The 23246-nt window shown below is 45.9% G+C and carries 22 protein-coding genes; 16 read left to right on the top strand and 6 right to left on the bottom strand.

Features of this window, described 5'->3' with window-relative positions:
- The first annotated feature begins 1188 nt into the window (after positions 1-1188).
- The 3 genes from QUA42_RS20725 (at position 1189) to QUA42_RS20715 (ending at position 5207) form a co-directional block, all read left to right on the top strand.
- Positions 1189-3666 (top strand): ATP-dependent Clp protease ATP-binding subunit, encoded by a 2478-nt coding sequence (locus tag QUA42_RS20725; protein WP_333139647.1) that lies wholly within the window; start codon positions 1189-1191, stop codon positions 3664-3666.
- Positions 3667-4065: 399 nt separating this feature from the next.
- Positions 4066-4659: a signal peptidase I gene (gene lepB, locus QUA42_RS20720; RefSeq protein ID WP_333139645.1), complete on the top strand. Its 594-nt coding sequence runs from the start codon at positions 4066-4068 to the stop codon at positions 4657-4659.
- Positions 4660-4883: 224 nt separating this feature from the next.
- A complete protein-coding gene (locus QUA42_RS20715; RefSeq protein ID WP_006632589.1) occupies positions 4884-5207 on the top strand; it encodes a DUF1825 family protein in 324 nt (107 codons plus the stop codon).
- 126 nt (positions 5208-5333) lie between these two features.
- Here QUA42_RS20715 and QUA42_RS20710 read toward each other — a convergent pair whose 3' ends face one another.
- Entirely contained in the window at positions 5334-7253 is a 1920-nt protein-coding gene (locus QUA42_RS20710) for a transglycosylase domain-containing protein (RefSeq protein ID WP_333139643.1), read from the bottom strand.
- A gap of 177 nt (positions 7254-7430) precedes the next feature.
- Here QUA42_RS20710 and tyrS point away from each other — a divergent pair, with 177 nt between their 5' ends.
- Genes tyrS through QUA42_RS20695 form a run of 3 tightly spaced genes read left to right on the top strand, consistent with a single transcriptional unit; the run spans position 7431 to position 10050 of the window.
- A complete protein-coding gene (gene tyrS, locus QUA42_RS20705) occupies positions 7431-8663 on the top strand; it encodes a tyrosine--tRNA ligase (protein WP_333139651.1) in 1233 nt (410 codons plus the stop codon).
- A gap of 42 nt (positions 8664-8705) precedes the next feature.
- On the top strand, positions 8706-9416 hold the full coding sequence (gene pyrF, locus QUA42_RS20700) for an orotidine-5'-phosphate decarboxylase (RefSeq protein WP_333139641.1): 711 nt from the start codon (positions 8706-8708) through the stop codon (positions 9414-9416).
- A 37-nt stretch (positions 9417-9453) separates the two neighbouring features.
- A complete protein-coding gene (locus QUA42_RS20695) occupies positions 9454-10050 on the top strand; it encodes a hypothetical protein (protein WP_333139639.1) in 597 nt (198 codons plus the stop codon).
- A gap of 445 nt (positions 10051-10495) precedes the next feature.
- Here the strand turns inward: QUA42_RS20695 and QUA42_RS20690 are convergent, their stop codons facing one another.
- Positions 10496-10942 carry a hypothetical protein gene (locus QUA42_RS20690; protein WP_333139637.1) on the bottom strand — a complete coding sequence of 149 codons (447 nt, stop codon included), beginning with the start codon at positions 10940-10942 and terminating at the stop codon, positions 10496-10498.
- 220 nt (positions 10943-11162) lie between these two features.
- Here QUA42_RS20690 and QUA42_RS20685 point away from each other — a divergent pair, with 220 nt between their 5' ends.
- Positions 11163-11396: a hypothetical protein gene (locus tag QUA42_RS20685; RefSeq protein WP_333139635.1), complete on the top strand. Its 234-nt coding sequence runs from the start codon at positions 11163-11165 to the stop codon at positions 11394-11396.
- Between the two features lie 102 nt (positions 11397-11498).
- Here the strand turns inward: QUA42_RS20685 and QUA42_RS20680 are convergent, their stop codons facing one another.
- Positions 11499-12176 carry a uracil-DNA glycosylase gene (locus QUA42_RS20680; RefSeq protein ID WP_333139633.1) on the bottom strand — a complete coding sequence of 226 codons (678 nt, stop codon included), beginning with the start codon at positions 12174-12176 and terminating at the stop codon, positions 11499-11501.
- Between the two features lie 193 nt (positions 12177-12369).
- Here QUA42_RS20680 and QUA42_RS20675 point away from each other — a divergent pair, with 193 nt between their 5' ends.
- Together QUA42_RS20675 and QUA42_RS20670 are read left to right on the top strand one after the other, a co-directional pair.
- The gene (locus QUA42_RS20675) at positions 12370-13041 is read left to right on the top strand and encodes a phosphoribosyltransferase family protein (RefSeq protein WP_333139631.1); all 672 of its coding nucleotides are present in this window, start codon (positions 12370-12372) and stop codon (positions 13039-13041) included.
- A 42-nt stretch (positions 13042-13083) separates the two neighbouring features.
- Positions 13084-13374 (top strand): hypothetical protein, encoded by a 291-nt coding sequence (locus tag QUA42_RS20670; RefSeq protein ID WP_190661269.1) that lies wholly within the window; start codon positions 13084-13086, stop codon positions 13372-13374.
- 152 nt (positions 13375-13526) lie between these two features.
- Here QUA42_RS20670 and QUA42_RS20665 read toward each other — a convergent pair whose 3' ends face one another.
- Both QUA42_RS20665 and QUA42_RS20660 read right to left on the bottom strand, forming a co-directional pair.
- Positions 13527-13904 (bottom strand): VOC family protein, encoded by a 378-nt coding sequence (locus QUA42_RS20665; RefSeq protein ID WP_333139629.1) that lies wholly within the window; start codon positions 13902-13904, stop codon positions 13527-13529.
- 58 nt (positions 13905-13962) lie between these two features.
- The gene (locus QUA42_RS20660; RefSeq protein ID WP_333139628.1) at positions 13963-14583 is read right to left on the bottom strand and encodes a histidine phosphatase family protein; all 621 of its coding nucleotides are present in this window, start codon (positions 14581-14583) and stop codon (positions 13963-13965) included.
- Positions 14584-14638: 55 nt separating this feature from the next.
- Here QUA42_RS20660 and QUA42_RS20655 point away from each other — a divergent pair, with 55 nt between their 5' ends.
- A complete protein-coding gene (locus QUA42_RS20655; RefSeq protein ID WP_333139626.1) occupies positions 14639-15106 on the top strand; it encodes a hypothetical protein in 468 nt (155 codons plus the stop codon).
- 148 nt (positions 15107-15254) lie between these two features.
- Here QUA42_RS20655 and QUA42_RS20650 read toward each other — a convergent pair whose 3' ends face one another.
- Entirely contained in the window at positions 15255-15581 is a 327-nt protein-coding gene (locus QUA42_RS20650; RefSeq protein ID WP_333139624.1) for a hypothetical protein, read from the bottom strand.
- A gap of 472 nt (positions 15582-16053) precedes the next feature.
- Here QUA42_RS20650 and QUA42_RS20645 point away from each other — a divergent pair, with 472 nt between their 5' ends.
- The 6 genes from QUA42_RS20645 to QUA42_RS20620 all read left to right on the top strand — a co-directional run bounded on the left by QUA42_RS20645 (position 16054) and on the right by QUA42_RS20620 (position 23192).
- The gene (locus tag QUA42_RS20645; RefSeq protein ID WP_333082156.1) at positions 16054-16335 is read left to right on the top strand and encodes a hypothetical protein; all 282 of its coding nucleotides are present in this window, start codon (positions 16054-16056) and stop codon (positions 16333-16335) included.
- Positions 16336-16553: 218 nt separating this feature from the next.
- Positions 16554-17381 carry a PHP domain-containing protein gene (locus QUA42_RS20640; protein WP_333139622.1) on the top strand — a complete coding sequence of 276 codons (828 nt, stop codon included), beginning with the start codon at positions 16554-16556 and terminating at the stop codon, positions 17379-17381.
- Between the two features lie 200 nt (positions 17382-17581).
- Positions 17582-17791, top strand: coding sequence for a CsbD family protein (locus QUA42_RS20635; protein ID WP_333074046.1), 210 nt, complete (start codon positions 17582-17584; stop codon positions 17789-17791).
- A 295-nt stretch (positions 17792-18086) separates the two neighbouring features.
- Positions 18087-19043: a hypothetical protein gene (locus tag QUA42_RS20630; protein ID WP_333139620.1), complete on the top strand. Its 957-nt coding sequence runs from the start codon at positions 18087-18089 to the stop codon at positions 19041-19043.
- Positions 19043-19906 (top strand): DUF1822 family protein, encoded by an 864-nt coding sequence (locus QUA42_RS20625; RefSeq protein WP_333139618.1) that lies wholly within the window; start codon positions 19043-19045, stop codon positions 19904-19906. The genes QUA42_RS20630 and QUA42_RS20625 overlap by 1 nt, the downstream gene beginning before the upstream one ends.
- 316 nt (positions 19907-20222) lie before the next feature.
- Positions 20223-23192 carry a CHAT domain-containing tetratricopeptide repeat protein gene (locus QUA42_RS20620; RefSeq protein WP_333139617.1) on the top strand — a complete coding sequence of 990 codons (2970 nt, stop codon included), beginning with the start codon at positions 20223-20225 and terminating at the stop codon, positions 23190-23192.
- Positions 23193-23246: the final 54 nt, after the last annotated feature.

Raw genomic sequence — 23246 nt, 5'->3', positions numbered from 1 at the left:
GCAAATCTGTTCGTTGTCATCTTACAATTTTATTCTTGAAGCCCTATTCTATGCAGCTTCATATTAAATTGGTATCAACCGGGAAAGCATTTAGATTTCTTGACCTGAGGGGGTGACAACCCTGTCAAAAGGCCTGCTGACGGCGGATTGTGGCAGAAATTTCAGGGGGCGACTAGCGCCCCAAAACCAAGATAAATAAAGGGTTGGAGAATTCAAGCCGGGTGAAAAATTTAGCAGCTTATTCACAAAAAAATCTCTTGGGGTAAAAATAGAACTTTATTCAGTCGCCAGATTGCGATCGAAAAGAACGGTCTTATAGTTTTAATTGTTTGAGCACTTACCTGAAATTCTTCGATTTTCCCTCCAGAAAGTAAAAATTTTTATGACATCCCTTGTGTCACTTTGAGCTAAGTCATTAGTTACTACATCTTCCGTTCTGTTGGCAGAAACAGTAACGCGGAAAAGTTTCACTTTTTTCTGGGCTGGGAAATTATTGACTTTGTGTTTAAATTTTTGCAGATACCAAGTACACGTGAGCCTTGGATGTGGCGAGATCCTTTAATGCCCCGAGATCCTGACAAGTCAAGCGGGGTGCGATCGTACTTGTGTGCAAACTACATAATAATATACTGTGCCTGGGTAAGTCCTGTACTTGAGACAGGAGCGATCGCACAACTGACAACATGAAAAATACCCAAATCTCCAACTGATCGGGCGCAATATTTTTAAATAAAGAAAGTCTAGCTCGCTCTCGTTCTCCCAAACCAACAGATTTTTGAGAGTGGCTGCAGCTTAAGGATGAGTTTAGGGGATCGATTGCCCATCTAACCAAGAACTTTTGTAAAAAAACTGTCCTACACTTCGAGAAATATCCATTTTGCACCTGCATGACAGCCAAAAAGATTATGCTAGAATCCATCAATACGCAGTCGTAGGTTGGGCACGGGCCGAGAAGAGCAATCTTCTTGCAGTCTAGGGGAGGTTGTAGGTCAGCCACCATTTGGGTCTTCCCAGTTGAAAGCCACCCTGCAACATGAGCCTGGAATCTGCAACCGCAGCCGAGTGCGGCAGATAGGTTGGGAGTGTCGCGCTAGAATAAGCAGTACGAGTTAACACTCGAACACAAACGCTCGTTGTGCGAGCGTGACCTCGAAACGGGCACATAGCAGCAGGTGATGGGAATAAATCATGTTTGAACGCTTCACAGAAAAAGCAATAAAAGTAATCATGTTGGCCCAGGAAGAAGCTCGCCGCCTGGGTCACAACTTCGTAGGGACAGAACAGATCCTCCTGGGTCTGATCGGAGAAGGAACCGGGGTTGCAGCGAAAGTCCTCAAATCAATGGGCGTCAACCTGAAAGACGCGCGCATTGAAGTGGAAAAAATCATCGGGCGCGGTTCCGGCTTCGTAGCAGTCGAAATTCCGTTCACCCCCCGCGCCAAGCGGGTTCTAGAACTATCCCTAGAAGAAGCTCGCCAACTCGGACACAACTACATCGGCACCGAACACCTGCTGCTGGGCCTGATCCGCGAAGGTGAAGGAGTAGCGGCTAGAGTCTTAGAAAATCTGGGAGTAGACTTGTCGAAAGTCCGTACCCAAGTGATTCGGATGCTGGGAGAAACCGCAGAAGTCGCAGCCACTGGCGGCGGCGCTCGCACCAAAACTCCAACTCTCGACGAATTTGGAGCCAACCTGACTCAAATGGCGGTCGATGGCAAACTAGACCCAGTAGTCGGACGCCAAAAAGAAATCGAACGGGTAATTCAAATCCTCGGTCGCCGCACCAAAAATAACCCGGTGCTAATTGGCGAACCCGGAGTTGGTAAAACCGCGATCGCCGAAGGTCTCGCCCAGCGCATCGCTAACAACGACATCCCAGATATCCTTGAAGAAAAGCGCGTCGTTACCCTCGACATCGGCTTGCTCGTCGCCGGTACTAAATACCGGGGTGAATTTGAAGAACGCCTCAAAAAAATCATGGACGAAATCCGCACTGCGGGTAACGTTATTTTGGTGATTGACGAAGTGCACACTTTGATCGGTGCAGGTGCGGCTGAAGGGGCGATCGACGCCGCCAACATTCTCAAGCCGGCTCTGGCAAGAGGCGAGCTCCAGTGCATCGGCGCCACCACCCTCGACGAGTACCGCAAGCACATCGAGCGCGACGCAGCCCTAGAACGGCGCTTCCAGCCCGTCATGGTCGGCGAACCCACCGTTGACGAGACGATCGAGATTCTTTTCGGCTTGCGAGAACGCTACGAACAGCACCACAAGCTGAAAATCTTGGATACAGCCCTCGAAGCTGCAGCCAAACTCTCTCACCGATACATCTCCGATCGCTTCCTCCCAGACAAAGCAATTGACTTGGTAGACGAAGCTGGTTCTAGAGTCCGGTTGATCAACTCCCAACTGCCCCCCGCAGCCAAAGAACTTGACAAAGAACTGCGCCAAGTCCTCAAAGATAAAGACGAAGCGGTGCGTTCTCAAGACTTTGACAAAGCCGGCGAATTGCGCGATCGGGAAATGACCATCAAAGCCGAAATTCGCGCTATTTCCCAAGCCAAAAAAACCGACTCTGCCCGCACAGGCGAAACCGACCCATCGCCAGTAGTCACCGAAGAAGACATCGCTCAAATCGTGGCAAGCTGGACGGGCGTCCCGGTAAACAAACTGACCGAATCCGAATCCGAAAAGCTGCTGCACATGGAAGATACCTTGCACCAGCGGTTGATCGGGCAGGAAGAAGCAGTGAAAGCCGTTTCCCGCGCCATCCGTCGCGCTCGCGTCGGCTTGAAAAATCCCAATCGCCCGATCGCCAGTTTCATCTTCTCCGGGCCCACCGGCGTCGGCAAAACCGAACTCACCAAAGCCCTAGCCGGCTACTTCTTCGGTTCCGAAGACGCCATGATTCGGCTGGATATGTCCGAATACATGGAACGGCACACCGTCTCCAAACTCATCGGTTCTCCTCCGGGCTACGTCGGCTACAACGAAGGCGGCCAACTCACAGAAGCAGTCCGCCGCCGTCCTTACACCGTCGTGCTGTTCGACGAAATCGAAAAAGCCCACCCCGATGTCTTCAATATGCTACTGCAAATATTGGAAGACGGCCGCTTAACAGATGCCAAAGGTCGCACCGTGGACTTCAAAAACACGCTGCTGATTATGACCTCAAACATCGGTTCTAAGGTGATTGAAAAAGGTGGCGGCGGCCTCGGCTTCGAGTTCAGCGACAACCAAACCGATGCCAATTACAACCGCATTCGTTCTTTGGTTAACGAAGAACTCAAAAACTACTTCCGCCCCGAATTCCTCAACCGACTTGACGAAATTATCGTCTTCCGCCAGTTGAACAAGGAAGAAGTCAAGGAAATCGCGGTCATCATGCTCAAAGAAGTGTTCGGTCGTTTGACAGAACAGGGAATCACCCTGGAAGTGACCGAAAAATTCAAAGAACGGCTGGTAGAAGAAGGCTACAACCCCAGCTACGGAGCCCGACCCCTGCGCCGCGCCATCATGCGCTTGTTGGAAGACAGCTTGGCTGAGGAAATCCTTTCTGGCCGCATCAAAGACGGTGACACCGCTGTTGTGGATGTGGGCGAGGACGGAATTGTTAAGGTGCTGCAAGGTCAAAAGCGGGAATTGCTGCCCCAAGGCGCTGAGTAAGATTGAGTGGCGTGCGATCGCGAGTTAAGTTTGCAAATAACCAATCTCGCAATCGCAAACAACTCAAAATCCTCACATAAAAAAGGTAGAGAATTTAAATTCTCTGCCTTTTTTATGAGTTAATATCAATCAAAGATTGATTGCATAAATCTTTGATTGATAGGGAAACCGTAAAGGCAACGCAGATGCCTTTCAAGATAGTTTACAAAGGCCTGCACTTCACGTCTAGTAATTAACAGTGACCTACTTCAATGGTAAGCTGTACTGCATTTAAATTGTATACTAGGGGCGGGTTTGCGTGCCCAGCCAGCTCATGGTTTGAGTATTTTTTGAGATGCAATTTAAATGCTGAGCGAGCTTAATCAGATAATTAATGGCAACTATTTAGCGAGGACTTTCATGACATCTGAAAAAAATAAGTTGGGTACACCAGTAGCAGAAAATCCGCCTGAAAGCTGGTGGCAGAAAGCGTGGAAGTCGCAACGAGAAAATCTTCAGATAGTGATTATTGCTTTGAGTTTAGCAATAGTGATTAGAGCCTTGGTCGCCGAACCGCGCTACATACCCTCAGATTCTATGGTACCCACTTTGCACGTGGGCGATCGCGTCGTAGTCGAAAAAATCTCCTACTACCTAGAACCTCCCAAAACTGGCGACATCGTAGTATTTGCCCCGCCCGAAAAGTTGCAAGAACAAGGCTTTACCCAAGACCAAGCATTCATCAAGCGGGTAATTGGCTTACCGGGTCAAACCGTAGCCGTTAAAAAAGGTTTAGTTTATCTCAACGACAAACCCCTCGTCGAAAAATATATTGCCGAACCTCCTAAATACCAGTGGGGGCCTTATCGCGTCCCAGAAAATGAATACTTTGTGATGGGAGACAACCGCAACAATAGCAACGATTCCAGCAGGTGGGGATTTTTACCTAAGCAGAATATCATCGGCCGCGCTGTAGTGCGGTTTTGGCCTCTAGAACGCATCGGGGAAGTTTAAAGTCAGTTGACTGTTGACAGTTGACTGTTGACAGTTGACTGTTGTCATCGCAAGCCCAATGCCCAATGCCCCATTCCCATGCCTTATCCTGTACGGAAATTTCTACTTATTGTTGCGCCTTAAGGGGTAGGGACTTCCTCCGGCAACTGATAAAATAGTAGAAAAAGCAGCGGGATTTCTCGCCTAGATCAAAATTAGTAGAATATTAAAAAATTAGGAAAGCTATGGGATTTTTTGATTCAGAAATTGTTCAGCAAGAAGCCAAGCTGTTGTTTGAAGACTATCAATCTCTCATCAAACTAGGTGGCAATTACGGCAAATTCGATCGCGAAGGCAAGAAAATGTTCATCGCTCAGATGGAATCGATGATGGAACGGTACCGTATTTTTATGAAGCGCTTTGAGCTGTCTGAGGACTTCATGGCTCAGATGACTGTAGAGCAGTTAAAAACACAGCTCAATCAATTTGGCATCACGCCCCAGCAGATGTTTGAGCAAATGAACTCAACGCTGGAGCGGATGAAATCTGAGCTGGAAAAACAATCTTAGTGTCAGAAGGAAGAAGGAAGAAGGAAGAAGGAAGAAGGAAGAAGGAAGAAGGAAGAAGGAAGAAGGAAGAAAAAGAAAGTCTTCCCAATGCCCAATGCCCCATGCCCCATGACTAATGACTGATAATTAAGGTCGCTCAAAAGATGAAGCAGGTTTGAAACTTTCTGCGGGAACGCCTTCCAAAGCTTGGCTCATAAAATCACGCCAAACAGGGGCGACAATAGTACCGCCAGTAGCACCGTAGCTCATCGGTCTATAATTGTCGTTGCCCATCCATACAGCCACCGACAACTGCGGCACGTAACCCACAAACCAGATATCCCGTTCTGAGGAAGTTGTACCAGTTTTCCCCGCAGCCGGCCGGCCAAGTTGAGCCGCCCTTGCGGTTCCGCTGCTAATTACCCCTTGTAGAGCGCTGTTGACCGATGCAGCGGCCCAGGAATTGAGAACTAATTTGGGTTTGGGCGTATTGTCGAGCAAGACATTGCCGCTGCTGTCAGTAACTTGCACGATAAACGTGGTGTCAGAATGCCAGCCGTTGTTCGCGAAGGTAGCAAAAGCTCCGGCCATTTCTAAAGGAGTGAGGTCAACGGCACCCAATGGCAAAGAAATCACCGGTTCCATCGGACTTCGGATGCCGAGCACGCGGCAAATCTCAATCACTTTATTCAATCCGACTTCTTGGCCAAGCTTGACGGCGGGAATGTTTAGAGATACTTCTAAAGCTCTGCGGATGCTGACGGCACCGGAAAAGCCGCCGCCGTAGTTTTGAGGGTAGTAGTAGCCGTCGCCGTCGCGGTAGCCGACAGGGGAGTCGTAGACCACTGAATCCGGGCCGTATTTGCCGCTAGCAAAGGCAGCGTAGTAGATAAAAGGCTTAAAAGAAGATCCGGGCTGGCGGCGTGCTTGAATGGCGCGGTTGAACTGACTCTTTTCATAATCGACGCCGCCAACCATTGCTTTGACGAAGTGGGTGCGGGGATCGACGGCGGCTAGGGCAATTTGACCTTCCTCGCGATCGTAAAACAGCCCTTGGTAGTAAAGCCGATTGTGCCAGGCTTTGACTGTTTCTTCGGCTATGCGCTGCATTCTGAGGTCGATCGTGGTTTGAACGCGCATTCCTCCCTTAACCACGGCATCTCGCCCAAAACGCCTTGTCAGTTCCTGGACTACGGCTTGTGTTACGTAAGGAACTTGAGAGCCACCAAAAGAGGTGATTTTACCTAGCTTAATTTTTTCCTGGCGGGCAGCAGTTTCTTGGGCCGGCGTAATCCATTTAAGATCCTTCATGCGGTCTAAAACGAGGCCTTGCCGCTCTTTTGCCAACTTGTAATTGACGAAAGGACTGTACTCTTCAGGGGCAGAAATTAAGCCGGCCAGCATCGCTGCTTCTGAGAGAGTCAAATTACTTGCTGATTTGTTGAAATAGCTTCGAGAGGCTGTCTCTACGCCATACAAGTTGTGACCTAAGTAGATTTGATTCAGGTATAGTTGCAGAATTTGGTCTTTGTTGAGAATTTGCTCCAAGCGGATAGACATTACCGCTTCAGCTACCTTGCGACTAAGTTTTGACTGGGGAGATAGAAACAGGTTCTTGACTAGCTGCATAGTCATAGTCGAGCCGCCTTCAACGGTTCTACCTTTCTCTATGTTGGCTATGAGAGCTCGGGCTATCCCGCCGGGGTTGATGCCTTTGTGGGTGAAGAAGTTGCTATCTTCGATCGCCAGAACAGCTCGTTTCAGGTTCGGGGAGATTTGGTCAAGGGGTACGACATCCCGGTTGGCTTCGTCGTGGATGCTGGCTAGCGGCTTGCCGTTGATGTCGTAAATGTGGGTAGTTTCTGTGGGAGAGTAGGTTTGCAAGATCCGAACATCTGGCAAATTGCGGAAGCTGATCGCTAAGCCAACCAGTCCGCCAGCGACTACGGAACTGGCAAGCATTGTCATGCTGAGTATGGTTCCGGCGGTCACTTTACTGACTGACTGAACAAACTCGAATACGGGGGCTGAGTTTTCCGTGTTATTGCGGACTGCGTTGGTTGACACGTGGATTTCACTTCCTCACTCGATTTGGGGTTTAAGACTTTTAATTTTAGATGCGAACCCTAGAGACTGTCAGCTAAGGAAAGCCGGTCAGCTTTGGGATTATAGTAGCTTGATAGTTATGTTTTTATGCGTCAACCAGTGAGTGTAACTAATTCTGCTGCACTTTGGCAAAATAATATGATGGATGATCGCTCCCCGATGATAACTCCTAACCTTTCAGCCCTTTACCGCGGCGTCAGTGAGATTTTTCCAGATCGACCTGATTCTAGCAACCCTGACGAAAATTTAGCCCAACTGCTGGCAAAAGCCGATCGACCGTTGCGCGTCAAACTGGGAATTGACCCGACAGGCAGTGACATTCACTTGGGACACAGCCTTTGCGTCCGCAAGCTGCGAGCTTTTCAAGATGCCGGTCACACAGCCGTACTGCTGATCGGAGATTTTACCGCCAGAATTGGCGATCCGACAGGTAAGTCGGAGATGCGTAGCCAGTTGACGGCCGAACAAGTGGCGGAAAATGCCAAGACTTATTTAGACCAAGTGCGTCCGATTCTAGATTTTGACACACCAGGACGTTTGGAAATTCGCTATAACTCCGAGTGGTTATCGAAATTGGACTTGGCGAAGATTTTGGAACTGCTGAGGACGATGACGGTGCAGCAGATGCTCGCTAAAGAGGGATTCGATAATCGGATGCAGCAGGAAAATGCGATTTATCTGCATGAGTTTCTGTATCCACTAATGCAGGGTTACGACTCGGTGGCTTTGGAAGCGGATGTGGAGTTGGGGGGAACCGACCAAAAGTTTAATATTGCGGTGGGAAGAGATTTGCAGCGACATTTTGGGATGAAACCGCAGTTTGGTTTGCTGATGCCGATTTTGATCGGGACTGACGGGGTGCAGAAGATGTCGAAGTCTTTGAACAATTATGTGGGTTTGTCGGAAGACCCGCTGACGATGTATTCTAAGTTGGAGAAAATTGCTGATAGTTCGATCGCCCAGTATTTTGAACTATTGACAGATTTGCCACTTGATGAATTGCCCGAAAATCCGCGAGAAAAACAGAAACTTTTGGCTTTGGATGTGGTGCGCCAGTATCGGGGGAAGGAAGCGGCGGAACGCGCACAACAAGATGCAATTGCGCTGGTTAAAGGTGCTGCGGGACAAGCTGATGCTGTGGCGGAGTTTTCTTTGGCAAGTGTGCAGTTTCCGGCTAAGTTGTTTTATATTCTGAGTGCTAGCGGGCTGTGTAAAAGCAGCGGTGATGCGCGGAAGTTGATGCAGGGCGGCGGGGTGAAGTTGGAGGGCGATCGGGTTTCTGATGTTAATCTTACTTTTGAATCACCGGCTGATTTATGCGGTAAGGTTTTGCAGGTTGGGAAGAATAAGTTTGTGCGATTGGTGTCTTGAATCTCTTTTTTAACCGCAGATGAATACTGAAGATGAACGCTGATGAACGCTGATAATCGAATTATTGTTGCTTTGGATGTTTCGAGTCAAGAAGAGGCGATCGCACTTCTGGACAAACTGCCGCAAGTATCTTTCTGGAAAGTGGGTTTGGAACTGTTTGTGAGTTCCGGGCCGGGGATTTTGGAAATTTTAAAACAGCGGGAAAAGCGGATTTTTCTCGATTTGAAGTTTCACGATATCCCGAATACTGTGGCTGGTGCTTGTCGGACTGCTGCTAAGTATAATGTGGATTTATTGACGATCCATTCTACTTGTGGTAAAGATGCTTTGAAAGCGGCACAGTTGGCTTTGACTGAAGGGGCGGCGGCTGTGGATCAACCGAGTCCTAAGTTGATTGCAATTACTCTGTTGACGAGTTTGAATTCGCGACAGTTGGCTTTTGAGTTGAAAATACCTTTGGAGTTGCCGGAATATGCTTTGCACATGGCATTGTTGGCTAAGGAAACGGGCTTAGCTGGTGCTGTTTGTTCTCCGCAAGAAGTGGAACAGTTAAGAATGAGTTGCGGGGATGATTTTCTGTTAGTTTGTCCCGGTGTGCGTCCGAAATGGGCTGATGGGGGCGATCAAAAACGATCGATGACTCCAAAGGCCGCTTTAAAAGCTGGTGCGGATTATCTGGTGATTGGGCGGCCAATTACTGCTGCGCCCGATCCAGTGGCGGCTTTTACCCGTATTTGTGAAGAGTTGGAGTAACAATAGAAATGTTGTTTTTTACCGCCGATAAAAGCCGATGAACGCCAATAAAATTTTATCTGCGTTTATCTGTGTTTATCTGCTGATATCTGCGGTTGCAACTCCGACTTTTGCACTTAATTTGGTGACAAATCATACTAACAGTATCAATGCAAGTCGGTATGGTTTGTTAGTGCGATCGCCCTGTCCCGCTGATTTAGAAACTTTGGTCGATCGCCTGTTGCAAGATTTGCCGAGTTATGCTAATCGCGTAATCGTGCGATCGCACTTTTCTTCTAACAAAAACACACCATCCGGTTACGCGCTGCCTCAAATAATTGTAGCCGGCCGCCCGGAGTTTGAGCCGTTACCTTTAAATTTTGAAGCTGCGCTTCCTGAAAATGCCAGTCAAGTTTTCATTACTACTTTGGAACGGCAGTATCGCGGGGGAGAACGAGTCGAAATCCAGCAATATCATTGGCTGTTTTTAACTCAAACTGAGAAGGGGTGGGAATTAGTAAAAATTGTTTCTCGGTTTGGTACTGCGGCGAATATTCGTCCTTTATTAAGTCAAGATAGTGCCAGCGAAATTAGTGAGGCTATTCGTTTGTGGTTGCGCGATTGTCATGCAAAAAATAAGTTGTCTCGCAACTAAATTGTATTTTTTGGGCGGGCGAGATGCCCACACCACATGAAATAATTTTTATTGTGGAACAGGCAAGATGCCTGTTCCGGACAGAAAATAATTTTATTGTGGAACAGGCATCTTGCGGTTGGTTGTGGGTTTGGGTCTAATTAACAGTCTGGATTGGAGCGGCTTCATGTCTTTTGTTAGTTCTAACCCTTGGGTTGGAGTGCCGATCGTTGTAGGACTTATACCTGTGTCATTACTTGTACCTCTTTTTTAAATAACACCTTTTTTTATAATATTTATTATAATATTTAGTAGAATGTCCGCTGTTAATAAATCACGAGGTGGAAATAGATAAGTTGGAAATTCCGAAGATGTTTGACCTTCTAAATTAGGAAATACTCAATTCTAAATCAAAGGATAACCCGTCAAAAGTACATTGTGACCTAAGAATTTATCTTCATTGTGCTCAGTATTTCAGCGTTTCCTTGACTCCGAGTTTGCTTGGCTCAAAGAGAGAGACCATTCGACAGAATTTATGGAAGACTGTGTAATACTCTTCCCCACTATCAAGATCGTGCCAAAATCTTTGGTTGTGCATTGCTTCTCTTGCATAATAGCCAAATGTGTACAGTGCAATTTCCTTTTTCATTATACCAGACATAATCATAAAGTAAATCTCTTCCAAAAAGCAGATAAATACCTCTTTTTCCTGTTTTGTGACTGATATGCTGCTAGCGCTATCTTGCAAAAGATCACAGACTTTCTGGATTGACTCGTTCTCATCGAATCTTTTGCTCATCTCATGAAACTTCTCATATCTACGTATCCTATTGAGATCTACGAACTCAAGAATGCCTTTCACAAAAGCTAGGATTCCTATTAGTCCACCAATAGCTTCAATAAAGTTGTTCATGATTATATATCAAATGGGAAGAGATGATAATTATTCTTTATTATACTGCAATACTCCGGACAGTTTTTGGAACGATACTACAAGCTTTGCAGGGTAAGGATCATAAAAAAGTCGAATTAAATGTAAGTCAGGCGTGGAGCTGACATTGATTTAATTATCCACAGTGGCTCAAAGTCAAGCGAGCATAAGCCATTGGGCCATATAAAAACTATCCCGACTATTGATACTGATGATCGGCAAAAAAGTCATGGTGGGGTTCACCAGTATTTATACTCGTCGCAAAAATGACACGCTCCCCATCTTGCGGGCGGGCGAGACGCCCACCCCACATGAAATAATTTTTATTGTGGAACAGGCAAGATGCCTGTTCCTGACAGAAAATAATTTTATTGTGGAACAGGCAAGATGCCTGTTCCTGACAGAGGTATCAGAAAATCCACGAATTTTTGGTTGAGCGATTTACAGTGGGGAGCGGGTTTACGAGATTATCTGTTTTAACCAATTATAGTTGGGGAAACCCGCCCATACAAAGCACAACAAAAAAATATTACAATTGCTATTTTAATTCATCCAATTTAGCCTTAATAGCCTGCATATCTTGCCACATAAACCATTTAGGAGTCTCCGGTTCGCGGGAGGGGTTTCGCAGCAAGTACGATGGGTGAAAAATTGGCATACACAAACGATTTTCCCATTCAATCCATTGACCTCGGATTTTACTAATGGGTCGTTTGTCGCTCAACAAACCTTTGAGGGCTGTTGCACCAGTTAATAAAATGATTTTGGGGTCTAAGATGCGAATTTGTTCGAGCAAGTATGGTTTGCAAGCTTCGATTTCTTTTGCTGTCGGAGGGCGGTTGTTGGGAGGGCGACATTTGATGACGTTGGCAATGAATACGTCGGTTTCTGCACTCAATCCCACCGATTCTAAAATCTTATCTAACAGTTTGCCCGATCGCCCGACGAAGGGCAATCCGGTTTCATCTTCGTTTTGTCCAGGCGCTTCTCCCACAATCAAAATTGAGGCTTGAGGATTGCCGCGCCCGATGACGGCGTGAGTGCGCGTATTGCCCAATTCGCAGCGGTAGCAGCGGTTGCAGTGCTCGCCGATTTGTTCCATATTTTGATAAGTGCCGGGAGGAATCGGAATTTTGGCATTTGCTGGTATTGAGTCTGTTTGGAAAGTGGCACTTTGATTGTTGTCAAAAAGGCTGAGTTGCAAGTCGCTGGACATACATTTTACAATTAGGGAGATATTTTGGAGTCTAGAGTTTATAGTTTAGATCGGGTTTGGTGATTTGAGATTGGCTAGAAGCTTGTATGTGATGCTGTCGATTCCCTACGGGATAGCTACGCTCGCGCGTACAATCTCCAATTAACACTGGCACAATCTCCAATTCTTTGGTTGAGCTCGTACAGGCAAAAATATGTTCTCTAACCCGTTTTTTGACGATCGCGCCGATGCAGGCGAAAAACTGGCCGAGGCAGTTGTGGACGAGTTCGGCAAGTTGAGTTTAATGACACAGAAGGCGGTGAAACCGATTGTTTACGCCTTGCCGCGCGGGGGTTTGCCCGTTGCTGTCCCGATTGCGCGTCGCTTGGGCTGTCCTTTGGATGTGGTTGTTGCCAAGAAAATTACTCGCCCAGATAATTTAGAATTGGCGATCGGGGCTGCAACTGCTGATGGTCACGTCCTCTGGGAAAAGCAAAAGCAGTACAATTTACGCTTGCAAAAATCAGCACTGCCCCTGGCTCAAAATAATGCTCAATCTCTGCTGGCAGATTTGTCTCCAGGACGCCCAAATATCAGCGCCGCTGGGGCTTTGGCGATTTTGGTAGATGACGGGATTGCTACGGGGATGACGATGGCTGTGGCGGCTAAGGCTTTGGAGTCGCAGCAACCGCTGGCTTTATGGATTTGCGCGCCTGTCGCCCCGGCAGATTTGATGGGATTTTTGGCCCAAATGGGCGATAAGTTGATCGTTCTGGAGACTCCTCACCCTTTTTACAGTGTCAGTCGCTTTTACGGGCAATTTCCGCAGGTTGAGACGGCGGAGGCTTTAAGGTGTTTGCAGCAACAAACTGAATGGCGATCGTAGGTTAAGCTAGAAGGCTAAATCTAAAAGCTCGATCGCTAAAACATGAGACCTTGGCAATATTGGTTGGACACTTTGATTCTGTCTACTCAGCACAATCCGCCTCGCTTTGTTGAGCTGGTAATGTTAACTTTGGCGATGATTTTGCTCGGGCTGTGGAGTGTAACATTGCAGTGGCAGTATTTAACGCTGTCTCTGAGTTATATAATTGGTTCGTCTTTTTCAATTTTGGTGCGGGAATCAATCGGCCCGCGACCTCAGTTTCAACTAACTCATCTGACAGCATTGTTGTTATTAATTATCAGTTTTTATAGTTTTGCTGAACTGATTAGATAGTTAAGGCTGTTTTGAGTTTTGAGTTTTGAATGGTAAGTGCTGGTTTTATACCCAGTCCGCCTTAAATATCCCCTTAATTTCTTAGCCACTCTTAGTTCGGACGAGAAGCAAGTGTAGTAGCGATTGAAATCGTCCAGTCTTCTCTACAGTCTCTACCGCTGATTGGATTGATGTAAAATTATGCGGTTGCCTGCAGGATCGAAGGCATAGATTTCTAGACCGTGAGAAGCTTTAATAATTTCTCCGTTGGGCGGATAACCTAAAGCCCAAATTCGGGCGATCGCAGTTTCGAGATCGCTGACTTCCAAACACAGACTCATGCCTGTTTTTGATCGATTTGCAAATTCCGATTTGTGGGAATCTTTGGGTTTGAATATGCCGAGTCTTAAGCCTGGGAGTTGAAATTCAGCATAAGTATTGGGAATATAAGGGTTTGGTTCTATGTCGAGAAAATTTTTGTAAAATTTAACGAGAACTTCCTTATCAAGGTCTGCTAAAGTCACTAGGGCGGCGCTGTATTGGAAACTCATATAAATTGGCAATGGGAATTGGTAATGGAAATTGATAATATTATAACTTTTTATCTATTTAAAATCCTCCAATTCGTCCGATTATTTGGATTTTACCTTGTCGATCGCTTTTGAGAATCACAGCTTCGCCGCTTTGCGGTACAATATCAGTGATAGCGGTAATATTTACTTGATGAGTTACCATAATAACCGCGCCTTTAGTGTTGCGGTTGTCAACAATCAACTTGCGAATTGCTGCTGTTTGTCTGGCTTCTTTGCTGCTGTCGCTAAAGAACGAGTTCAGCGCTGGAAACGGTTCGACTTTGCCTATATTTATCAGTTTTGCTGTTTCCAAACACCTACACCACTGACTGGATAAAACTCTGGCAACTTTGATGTTGCGGTTGCGAAATTCGGCTCCAATTTGCTTGGCTTGCGTTCTTCCTTGTGCTGATAAATTGCGCTGGGTGGAACAGTCACCCAACTTAAAGTTAGCAGGATCTCCCGTACCTGGGGCGATCGCGTGTCGCATTGCTACCACCAACCCTGTCTCCCCCCGCTGCAACAATTGCCATCCTGCTTGAGTTTGCGCGTTGGTTGCTGCGTCAGAACTTGCAGTTGCAGTAATTAAGCCGATCGACAATACTAAGGCTAGCGATCCGAAAAACCATTTGCAGTTGAGGTAAATCCGCGCAGCCATTGGTACAGAAGTTAGGAATTAACTTATCATATTATAATACAACAAATATTGCTCTATGGAACTCACCAATTTTATTGCTCTGTCTGTCATTATTGCCCTCGTGCTGGGGATTGGGTTGGGAACAATGACTTGGGCTTACTTCGGCAAGGGCAGCATTTCTGTACTCTTTAAAGAACCAATTTTAACTTACCCAGAATTTCCAGATACCGACAGTGGCAGCAAAGCTTCCGTTTATTTTCAACAAGGAATTGAGGCTTATCAGTCAGGAAAGTACCGCAAAGCAAAAGATAAATTTACCAGCGCTTTAGAACAAGTTTCAACTTTGGCAGAAGCTTACCACAATCGCGGCTTGGCTTGTGCGAATTTGCGATCGGACGAGGAGGCCGTTGCAGATTTTATCCGTGCCAGCGAATTATACCAACAGCAGGGGGCTGGATTTGCGATCGACACGATTAAACAAAATCTGGCAGCCTTGAAGCAGCGCAAATTAGAACGAGAAAAACAAAAAGCAGTAGCGACCTAAATTATTATGTTGGGGCAGTGGAACTCAACCAAACCCTAGATTTGTGGTCGGAAAAACCCGGTTTCTTGAGTGTGGTTGGGAGAAACCGGGTTGGTTTACAAAATTTTTATTAAAGTTGAAAATCAAGATTTAACCTTCTCCTGGTCAACTAAATTGTTCTGGAATCTTCTATTTTGTCGATTTTAGAAATCATCATTTCTCGGCTTGAGGCCACAACTCGATAATTAGTAATGGGATCGTAAGCTTCCCATTCTTGAGTTACTTCGCTGTCTTGCCACAAAAACCATTCCCGATAAATTTCGCCGTCATCAATGTCCCCACACAAAGGAAGCCAATCATCTCCTCCCAAGCTCTCAAAATCTCCTCCTACTAAGTCAATCCAAGCTGCAAGGATACAAGAGTCAATAGCATTATTATTAACAGTGACTGCGTTAGAGTAAAGAGAAGTTTCGGGAAAACAAAGTGTGGATTTCATAAGCTGTACCTGAATGTTATGTTATTAATTTATAAAAAAATCCTCTAGGTCAGTGACCGCAGAATGCCACTATCCTAACCTCCACAGTTCCCACCTCGAAAAACCATGACACCCAAAGCGCTCAAATGCCTCTGCTGTATGAATTGAGACCGCTTTGAGTCAAGTCGCTAGACAGGCGAAATTGAGCCACTTGGCCAAGTGGCATACAAGAAAGCCCGATCGACAAAATATTGCTGGCGAAGGAGCTCGCGCATTGAGGAGCGAAGACAGCGCGACTGGCAATTGTATACTGGGTAAGTTGGTAACTTTCAGTACAGTTTTTGTGATAAAATTAGCAGTAAGCGGACTTTCGTAGCGACAGCCTGGTTTAGTCAAAAGCTTTGCAACGAGCTTTCCAATCGTAGTGCGATCGCCCGTTTTGATTTATTGTTAATTTTGCCAAGTCCCGATCGACTGTTAGGGGGAAAAAATTATGCAAGCAACCAACCAAGAAGGAATTATCAATCTGACAATCCACTATACCAACGGCAAACAGCAACACTTCCAGTTCATTGCGCCAGAGGGAACAGTAGGAGAGCAAGCAACTTTAGGCACTCGCCTGCACAAAATGTTGACAGCAGACCCGATAATTCTCGAATTGGCAGATAAACTGGTAGTTATCCCAGTTCACAACATACAAAGTATTGAAATATCGCCGGTTCCTCCCAAATTGCCAGAGGGTGTGCTTTACCCAATGCGAGAAATTAAGAAATAGCTAAGGTGTTCGGCATCTAAATTCAACTGCAAAGACGGGCAATATGCCCACCCCACGCAAGCTTTTAATAAACAGCAATGTCCCAATTAAAGGCGCGAAAACTTATTACAGCTAACAGATTGAAATTACCCAAAAACTTGTCGATCGCAGGGACGATATATGTCGCGTGAGTGAGGGGAATAATTGCAGGTTTTACAGACTTTAACTTACCCGAAAAAATGCTAGAGCTCCACTGCCACACTACTTATTCCGACGGCACTCTCACCCCTGCCGAACTCGTAGCCGCCGCGGCGTCTTCGGGGGTTCGCGCCTTGGCCGTCACCGATCACGATACGATGTCAGGTTGGGATGAAGCCTTCGCCGCCGCTGCTTTGCACGGTATCGAAATCGTGCCAGGACTCGAACTCAGCACCGTTCACAACGGCCGATCTCTGCACATTTTAGGTTTTTATCCCGATGCAAATAAGTTGCGCGTTCCTTTGAACGATCGCCTGGAAGGAAGGTTTCGCCGATCGCAGGAAATGGTCGAAAAATTAGCAGCAATGGGATACGCGATCGAACTGCCCAAAACATCCCCAGGAATGGCACCGGGAAGGCCTCATATTGCCTCTGCACTTGTAAAAGCCGGTCACGCGAAATCATCGCGGGAAGCATTCGATCGCTGGCTTGGAGATGACGGCCCGGCTTATGTTCATTACGAGAAATTCTCGATCGTCGAAGGCATCGATTTACTGAAAAGTTGTGGCGCAGTACCAGTTTGGGCTCACCCTTATTTATTTCGCGGCGGCGCTGTTGAGGAAGTCTTAAAAGAATTAGTAGATGCTGGTTTAATGGGAGTTGAAGTATACCATCCCAGCCACAGTTCCAGCCAAATCCAAAAGTTGAAAGATTTGTGCCTTAATTACGGTTTGCTGGCAACTGGTGGCAGCGATTATCACGGCCCCGATCCTGAAAGGAAAGCAGGAGATAGCACCCAATTGAATATGCTGCATTTGCCGTTAGAATTGCTCGAACCGATTAAAGTTGCGGCGGCGAGTTTGAAATAGTTTTTTAGGACGAATTTTGCCGACGTATACAGTTGTCAAAAAAAGGAATTGTTTACTTCTTGAGTGAGGAATTTGCACGAAGTAAGTCCTTAGAAGAAGACCGAGGTCAAGCAGAATATAAATTAATATGAAGTTAAAGGCAATTGCAGGCGAGTTAATTTTACAATGTTACTATAGCAACTTGCCAAACGGAGCTTATTATGAGTGCAGAAGACAGAGCGAAGGCGATCGGCAAAAATTTAGAAGGCAAAGCTCAGGAAATTTTCGGTAATATCACGGGCAACAGAAAAGACCAGGTTGAAGGCAAAGCCAAACAAGCGGAAGCCTCCGCCCGCCACGCAGCAGAAGATGCAAAAAATGCGGTGAAAAATCTGGCAGATCAAGCCAAAAGGTCGATCGACAAATTGTAGAAACCGCGCTATACCAACTCCTGGCTAATAGAATTCGCTTCATATCAAATCCTTTGCTATCAATAGGGTTTGATATGATTTATTTTTGGAATGTGCATAAAACGGGGCGACTCCTGCGATATCTCTTCAAAAGCGCCATGGAGAAGTCCCTATGATTGTTAATTTTACACCGGATTAATTTCGTAGTAAGGACTTCAGTCCTTATTGCATTACCTTTACGAAAAATTTTTGCTCAATTCTGCATAAAGCCGCCAAAACCTGCGATATCAGAGTATCAACACGCAAAAACTGGACTATGACGAGACATGATACGCCCGTCGAACCCTTAGCAGGTTTAGTTCCTGTAGGGGCAAGTTTCAACTTGTTGCTTCCACCCACGGGTTGGGAACTCAAACCGATTTCCTTGACTTTGTTATTGCTCGCACGTTACAGCGCTATTTTCCCTGGGATAATCGAATTATCTCGATGTCATCCGAACGTGCCTGTGAACACCGACGAACAGTTACGCCAACTTCTACAACTCTTGAAAGACTCGCAACAGAGTAGTAAGGAACAAGAAAGACTCAAAAATCAATTGTGCCAACTCATTCCCCATTTGCCCGGAATTCGCAAGCATCCTTATCCTAATATTGATTTAGAGGAAATGATGCAGGAAGCTTATTGCGGTTTTCTCAAAACGCTATCGGCATTTTTGAGGGGAATTGACCTCGACAATCTCGCTGCTGATGTGTTGCGAACCCGAGTGGTTCAGCGGTTCAATAAAACTCTCAAGAACAAAGTCTATGAGCAATATCGTCGGATGCAGCAACAGATTTTTACTCTTAGTTTTGATGCTCCGATTACGAGCAAGCGAGGTGAAAAATTTGAGGCTCAAGAACCGATAGACCATACCACGAAAAATGGAATTGAGCAACTCATCGAGAGAGAACAAGCTCAAAATAAGCAGCGCATCGGCCGCCAACTATGGCAGTGTATTGAAGACGATCCGATTGGAGAACTGCGAAACAGTTATCCCAATGAAAAAATAGATAAGAAGAAGCCAAATAATCCCGAAAATCGCCGCCCTCGACCGGATGCCAATTCTCACGTACTCGCACTGCGATTGCTGTTGCAAGACCCTCCAGATAAATTGTCTAAAATTGCCAGAGAGTTAAACATTGACTATCAAACTCTTAACTCTCACTGGAAAAGAACAGGTTTGGCTCTCGTCAAAGAGATTGCACTTAAGTTTGGATATCAACCCGAGGAATAATGGTGAATAGCAGAGATACTTATTTGTTAGAAATTCCTCTGGAGCAAACTGCCCGCAATTTGGCTCTGCAATTTGCTTCAGAGCAAGCTAATCCGCAAAAAGGCAAGCGGGTTTATTTCAATACCCTGGCGGTTTGGGCGGTTAACTATTTCTTGGAATGGATGGAAATGGAAACCGATATTGATGGCGGTGATAGTTGGAATCCAGCAAGGCGGGCGGTTTTGGATGTCGGCGATTTGGTTTTGCCGGGGATTGGCAAGATAGAATGCTGTCCGGTTCAGCTCGGAGAATCGGCGATTTCTCTGCCGGAAGTGCGGGAAAATCGCATTGCTTATATCGCTGTTGGGTTTGCCGAACCTTTCGATAAGGTGAAACTTTTGGGCTTTATTCCGGCTGTGGAAATTCTGGAGGAAACGGAAGAAATTTCTCTAACTAATCTCAAACCAGTTGAGGAATTGTGGGATTATTTGGATCGGATTGAGTTGGCAATTCCGCTGTTGCAAGGTGAAATTGAAGAGTTGCTATCTGATTTGGGAGAAGATGACCCCGTACAAGCACAAGTTCGGGAAAAATTGCAAAACAAATCTATTTCTGAAATTGTGGCAATTTTGAATAAAGTTTTGCACAGTAGTGAGAAATCTGACTGGGGATATGAAGGAGGGAAGGCTTTAGCCGGAAGTGGTTCTAGCAGTGGAGGTTTGGGAAATAGAGATATATCTTTCTCTCGTGATAAATCTTCACCTGTTGAGAAAGCTTCAGATATTGAGGAGGATGTGAAAGCGGAACTGAATCTGATTGCTGAAGATTTGTTGGAGAAGTTGGCTGAGATTTGGGGAGATGGTGATGATTTGGCCTTGTCATAAATCGGCAATCTACCATAAATCTGGATAAATTTTCATGACTTGTAGGGGCGGGTTCACTAACTATATCTGATAGAAATCAAAAATTAAAAAAAACCGCCCCTACAAGTCATCAATACGAAAAAACAATTAAAATATTGCGTTTTTGGGTTTTTTGCATGGGGTGGGGGCGGGTTTTCGAGTTTGTTTTTGGCGCTGATGGTTGGTGAAACCGCCCATACAACATTCCAAAGACAAATATCTAGCCTTTTTCAGGAATCTGCATAATTCTCCCCCAAATTGCCGATCGATATATCTACAGAATGAAAGGTAAACTCTAATGGACGAACAACGCCTCGCCGCCTATCTCGAACTGATTCAAGCTCTGGTTGAGTGCCCTAGCGGTACAGTAAATGATATTATCAACGCCAATCGAGGCTTAGTTGATGCCAATTTTGTGCAAGTCATGGCAGCGGAAGCGGAGAAGATGGCAGCAGAGGGCAACTTCAAGGCAGCTTGGTTGCAGAATCTAGCGGCACATTTGGCAAATTATGTCACCAGTACAGCAACTCCTGAAGAGTATTTATTTTTCTTGGGGGAGGTGTTGCAAGCAACGATGGAAAGTGACAGAAATCCTCAAGTTGTTTATCCTATTTTACAACAAAACTTCGATAAATTGGATTTAAATTTTGCTCGAATCTTACAAGCTTGGGCTACATCCAGATTTACAGAAGTTACCTCAGAAGAAGCTGCATCACTAGCAGCAGTTATTGGCAATTTTGGCAACTTAATTTCTCAGTTTCCCCTGGGGCGGCGTGCATGGAATTTAGAAATAGGCATTGCTTGTTATAGCGCAGCATCAGAAGTCTATACCCGCGAGAATTATCCCGAAGAATGGGCAATGACTCAACACAATTTGGGGACTGCCTATAGTGACAGAATAGAAGGAGTCAGGGCAAAGAATATAGAAGATGCGATCGCCTGTTATCGGGAAGCATTAAAAGTCCGTACCCCCGAGAATTATCCCGAACAATGGGCATTGACTCAAAACAATTTTGGGATTGCCTATAGTAAGAGAATAAAAGGAGTCAGGGCAGAGAATATTGAAGAGGCGATCGCCTGTTATCGGGAAGCATTAAAAGTCCGTACCCGCGAGAATTATCCCGAACAATGGGCAATGACTCAAAACAATTTGGGTACTGCCTATGGTGACACAGAAGGAGTCAGGGCAAAGAATATAGAAGATGCGATCGCCTGTTATCTGCTAGCTTTAGATGTCTATACTCGCGAGGATTATCCCGAAGATTGGGCAATGACTCAAAACAATTTGGGTACTGCCTATGGTGACACAGAAGGAGCCAGGGCAAAGAATATAGAAGATGCGATCGCCTGTTTTCGCTTAGCATTAGAAATTCGCACTCCTACTGCTTTCCCTTTAGACTGCTTGCAATCAGGTAGAAACCTCGGCAATACCGCTTTCACTGCTGGTTTTTGGGACATCGCGCTTGAAGGATTTGAGAAAGCAATTCAAGCAGTAGAAAAAACCAGAATTTGGGCAACTTCCGACGATATCCGCCAGCAGATTTTAGCAGGATCGATCGATGTTTACGAAAAGGCAATTCAAGCTTGCGTCAACAGCAATCAACTGGAAAAAGCCATAGAATACTGCGACAGAACCCGTGCTCAGCGGTTAGTCGATTTAATGCACAGCAATGATTTGTATGCTAGCGGCCAAATTCCGCCCGCCGTGCAAAAATATTTGCAGGAATTTGAGGCGAAGCAGCGGGAAATTGACGCAGAAGTTGAACAACTCCGCAAACCTTCTCAAGGCAATAAAGAATTAGCCTGTGTGGGGAGTCAGTCGCGCAGTCGGGCAGAGTTGTCTGCTTACACGGAGAAGATTCAAGAATTGGAAGCCCAGAAACAGCGAATCTGGGAAAACATCCGCCGTTTAGATCCGGTTTTAGCGGGACAAGTTCAAGTCGATCCGATGCAGTTTGCGGCGATGCAGCAACTCATTGACAATTCGCAGACGGCTATTCTTTGTTTTTATACCACGACTGATGACAGTCATGTTTTTGTGATTTACAAGGATAAAGCGCCGCAGATTCACACTTGTCAGGGAGAGGGTTTGGGAAATTTTCAGAAGTGGATTTTTGAGAGTTGGTTGTCGCCTTATTTGCAGGATCGGAAAATTTGGCAACAGGGGATGGGCGAGTTTTTGTCTCAGTTGTCGCGGCGGTTGAAAGTTGATGAGTTGATTGGTAATTGTTTGGATGGGATTGAGGAATTGATTGTGATTCCGCATTTGTATTTGCATCAGATTCCGCTGGCGGCATTGCCGATAGAACCCTCCCAACTCCCCCTTAGCAAGGGTAGGCTGGGGACAGTTCTTAGCGATTATTTCCTGATTCGTTACGTTCCCAGTTGCAGAATTTTGGAGTATTGCAGTAAAGACGAAACCATCGAATCGCCCAAATACGGAATTGTGGAAAATGCCACTGATGATTTGTACTTTACTCCTTTTGAGTGCGACCAAATTGCCGAAATTGTGACCAAACCTGAGCGCTTAAAAGGAAGTCAACAAGCAACAGTCGCAGCCTATCGAAACCTCGCCCAAAAGGTGAATGTAATCCACTCCAGTCACCACGCTGTCTCGCGTTTGGACAATCCTTTAGAATCGCGATTGTTTTTAGGAGATGGGAGTATCACATTAGGGGAATTGATGACACCTGGTTGGCGCTTGCCGCAGTTATCCGATGTGTTTATGTCCTGCTGCGAAACTAATTTAGCAGGGACGGAAATTACGGATAATCTTCTTAGTTTGGGAACGGGGTTTTTGTGTGCGGGAGCTCGGAGTGTGGTCAGCACTTTGTGGGCGGTGGATGATTTTGCTACTTCGTTGTTTGCGATTTTTTACTATCAGTATCGTCGGGAAGGTTTGAGTCGTCCAGAGGCTTTGTGGCGGGCACAGGTGAGGTTGCGGACAATTTCGGGTGCGGAGTTGAAAGAGCTTTATCAACCGCAAATCGATCCGTTGCTTCAGAGAATTATTGGGGATTTAAAGTCAAAATTTGCTGTGGTTCAAAAGGAAAAACAAAAGTTAAAATTGCGGCATAAATCCTACAATAGGGGGACGGATGAGTTTAAGGAGTTGGGGGCGGAGTTGAAGAAAATAACGAAGCGGGAGAATCAGATTCAGAAACAGAAGAAAGGATATGAAAGTTTGAAAGAAAATATTTACACTATGTCAAATCCTTTTGATGATTTGAGTTATTGGGCGGGGTTTATTTGTCAGGGTTTGCATTGACAAGACTTACGCACTGCGGCTGAATGAACCGGGTTTTTTACCGAATCTTTCGGC

The sequence above is a fragment of the Microcoleus sp. Pol11C2 genome (assembly GCF_036701505.1).
In the GTDB taxonomy this organism is placed as follows: domain Bacteria; phylum Cyanobacteriota; class Cyanobacteriia; order Cyanobacteriales; family Microcoleaceae; genus Microcoleus.
This window is presented reverse-complemented; position numbering and strand designations above follow the sequence as displayed.

Bases quoted from the DNA above. Each gene is read 5' to 3' on its own strand.
- QUA42_RS20725 (WP_333139647.1), top strand. From the start codon at position 1,189: ATGTTTGAACGCTTCACAGAAAAAGCAATAAAAGTAATCATGTTGGCC.
- lepB (WP_333139645.1), top strand. From the start codon at position 4,066: ATGACATCTGAAAAAAATAAGTTGGGTACACCAGTAGCAGAAAATCCG.
- QUA42_RS20715 (WP_006632589.1), top strand. From the start codon at position 4,884: ATGGGATTTTTTGATTCAGAAATTGTTCAGCAAGAAGCCAAGCTGTTG.
- tyrS (WP_333139651.1), top strand. From the start codon at position 7,431: ATGATGGATGATCGCTCCCCGATGATAACTCCTAACCTTTCAGCCCTT.
- pyrF (WP_333139641.1), top strand. From the start codon at position 8,706: ATGAACGCTGATAATCGAATTATTGTTGCTTTGGATGTTTCGAGTCAA.
- QUA42_RS20695 (WP_333139639.1), top strand. From the start codon at position 9,454: ATGAACGCCAATAAAATTTTATCTGCGTTTATCTGTGTTTATCTGCTG.
- QUA42_RS20690 (WP_333139637.1), bottom strand. From the start codon at position 10,942: ATGAACAACTTTATTGAAGCTATTGGTGGACTAATAGGAATCCTAGCT.
- QUA42_RS20680 (WP_333139633.1), bottom strand. From the start codon at position 12,176: ATGTCCAGCGACTTGCAACTCAGCCTTTTTGACAACAATCAAAGTGCC.
- QUA42_RS20675 (WP_333139631.1), top strand. From the start codon at position 12,370: ATGTTCTCTAACCCGTTTTTTGACGATCGCGCCGATGCAGGCGAAAAA.
- QUA42_RS20670 (WP_190661269.1), top strand. From the start codon at position 13,084: ATGAGACCTTGGCAATATTGGTTGGACACTTTGATTCTGTCTACTCAG.
- QUA42_RS20665 (WP_333139629.1), bottom strand. From the start codon at position 13,904: ATGAGTTTCCAATACAGCGCCGCCCTAGTGACTTTAGCAGACCTTGAT.
- QUA42_RS20660 (WP_333139628.1), bottom strand. From the start codon at position 14,583: ATGGCTGCGCGGATTTACCTCAACTGCAAATGGTTTTTCGGATCGCTA.
- QUA42_RS20655 (WP_333139626.1), top strand. From the start codon at position 14,639: ATGGAACTCACCAATTTTATTGCTCTGTCTGTCATTATTGCCCTCGTG.
- QUA42_RS20650 (WP_333139624.1), bottom strand. From the start codon at position 15,581: ATGAAATCCACACTTTGTTTTCCCGAAACTTCTCTTTACTCTAACGCA.
- QUA42_RS20645 (WP_333082156.1), top strand. From the start codon at position 16,054: ATGCAAGCAACCAACCAAGAAGGAATTATCAATCTGACAATCCACTAT.
- QUA42_RS20640 (WP_333139622.1), top strand. From the start codon at position 16,554: ATGCTAGAGCTCCACTGCCACACTACTTATTCCGACGGCACTCTCACC.
- QUA42_RS20635 (WP_333074046.1), top strand. From the start codon at position 17,582: ATGAGTGCAGAAGACAGAGCGAAGGCGATCGGCAAAAATTTAGAAGGC.
- QUA42_RS20630 (WP_333139620.1), top strand. From the start codon at position 18,087: ATGACGAGACATGATACGCCCGTCGAACCCTTAGCAGGTTTAGTTCCT.
- QUA42_RS20625 (WP_333139618.1), top strand. From the start codon at position 19,043: ATGGTGAATAGCAGAGATACTTATTTGTTAGAAATTCCTCTGGAGCAA.
- QUA42_RS20620 (WP_333139617.1), top strand. From the start codon at position 20,223: ATGGACGAACAACGCCTCGCCGCCTATCTCGAACTGATTCAAGCTCTG.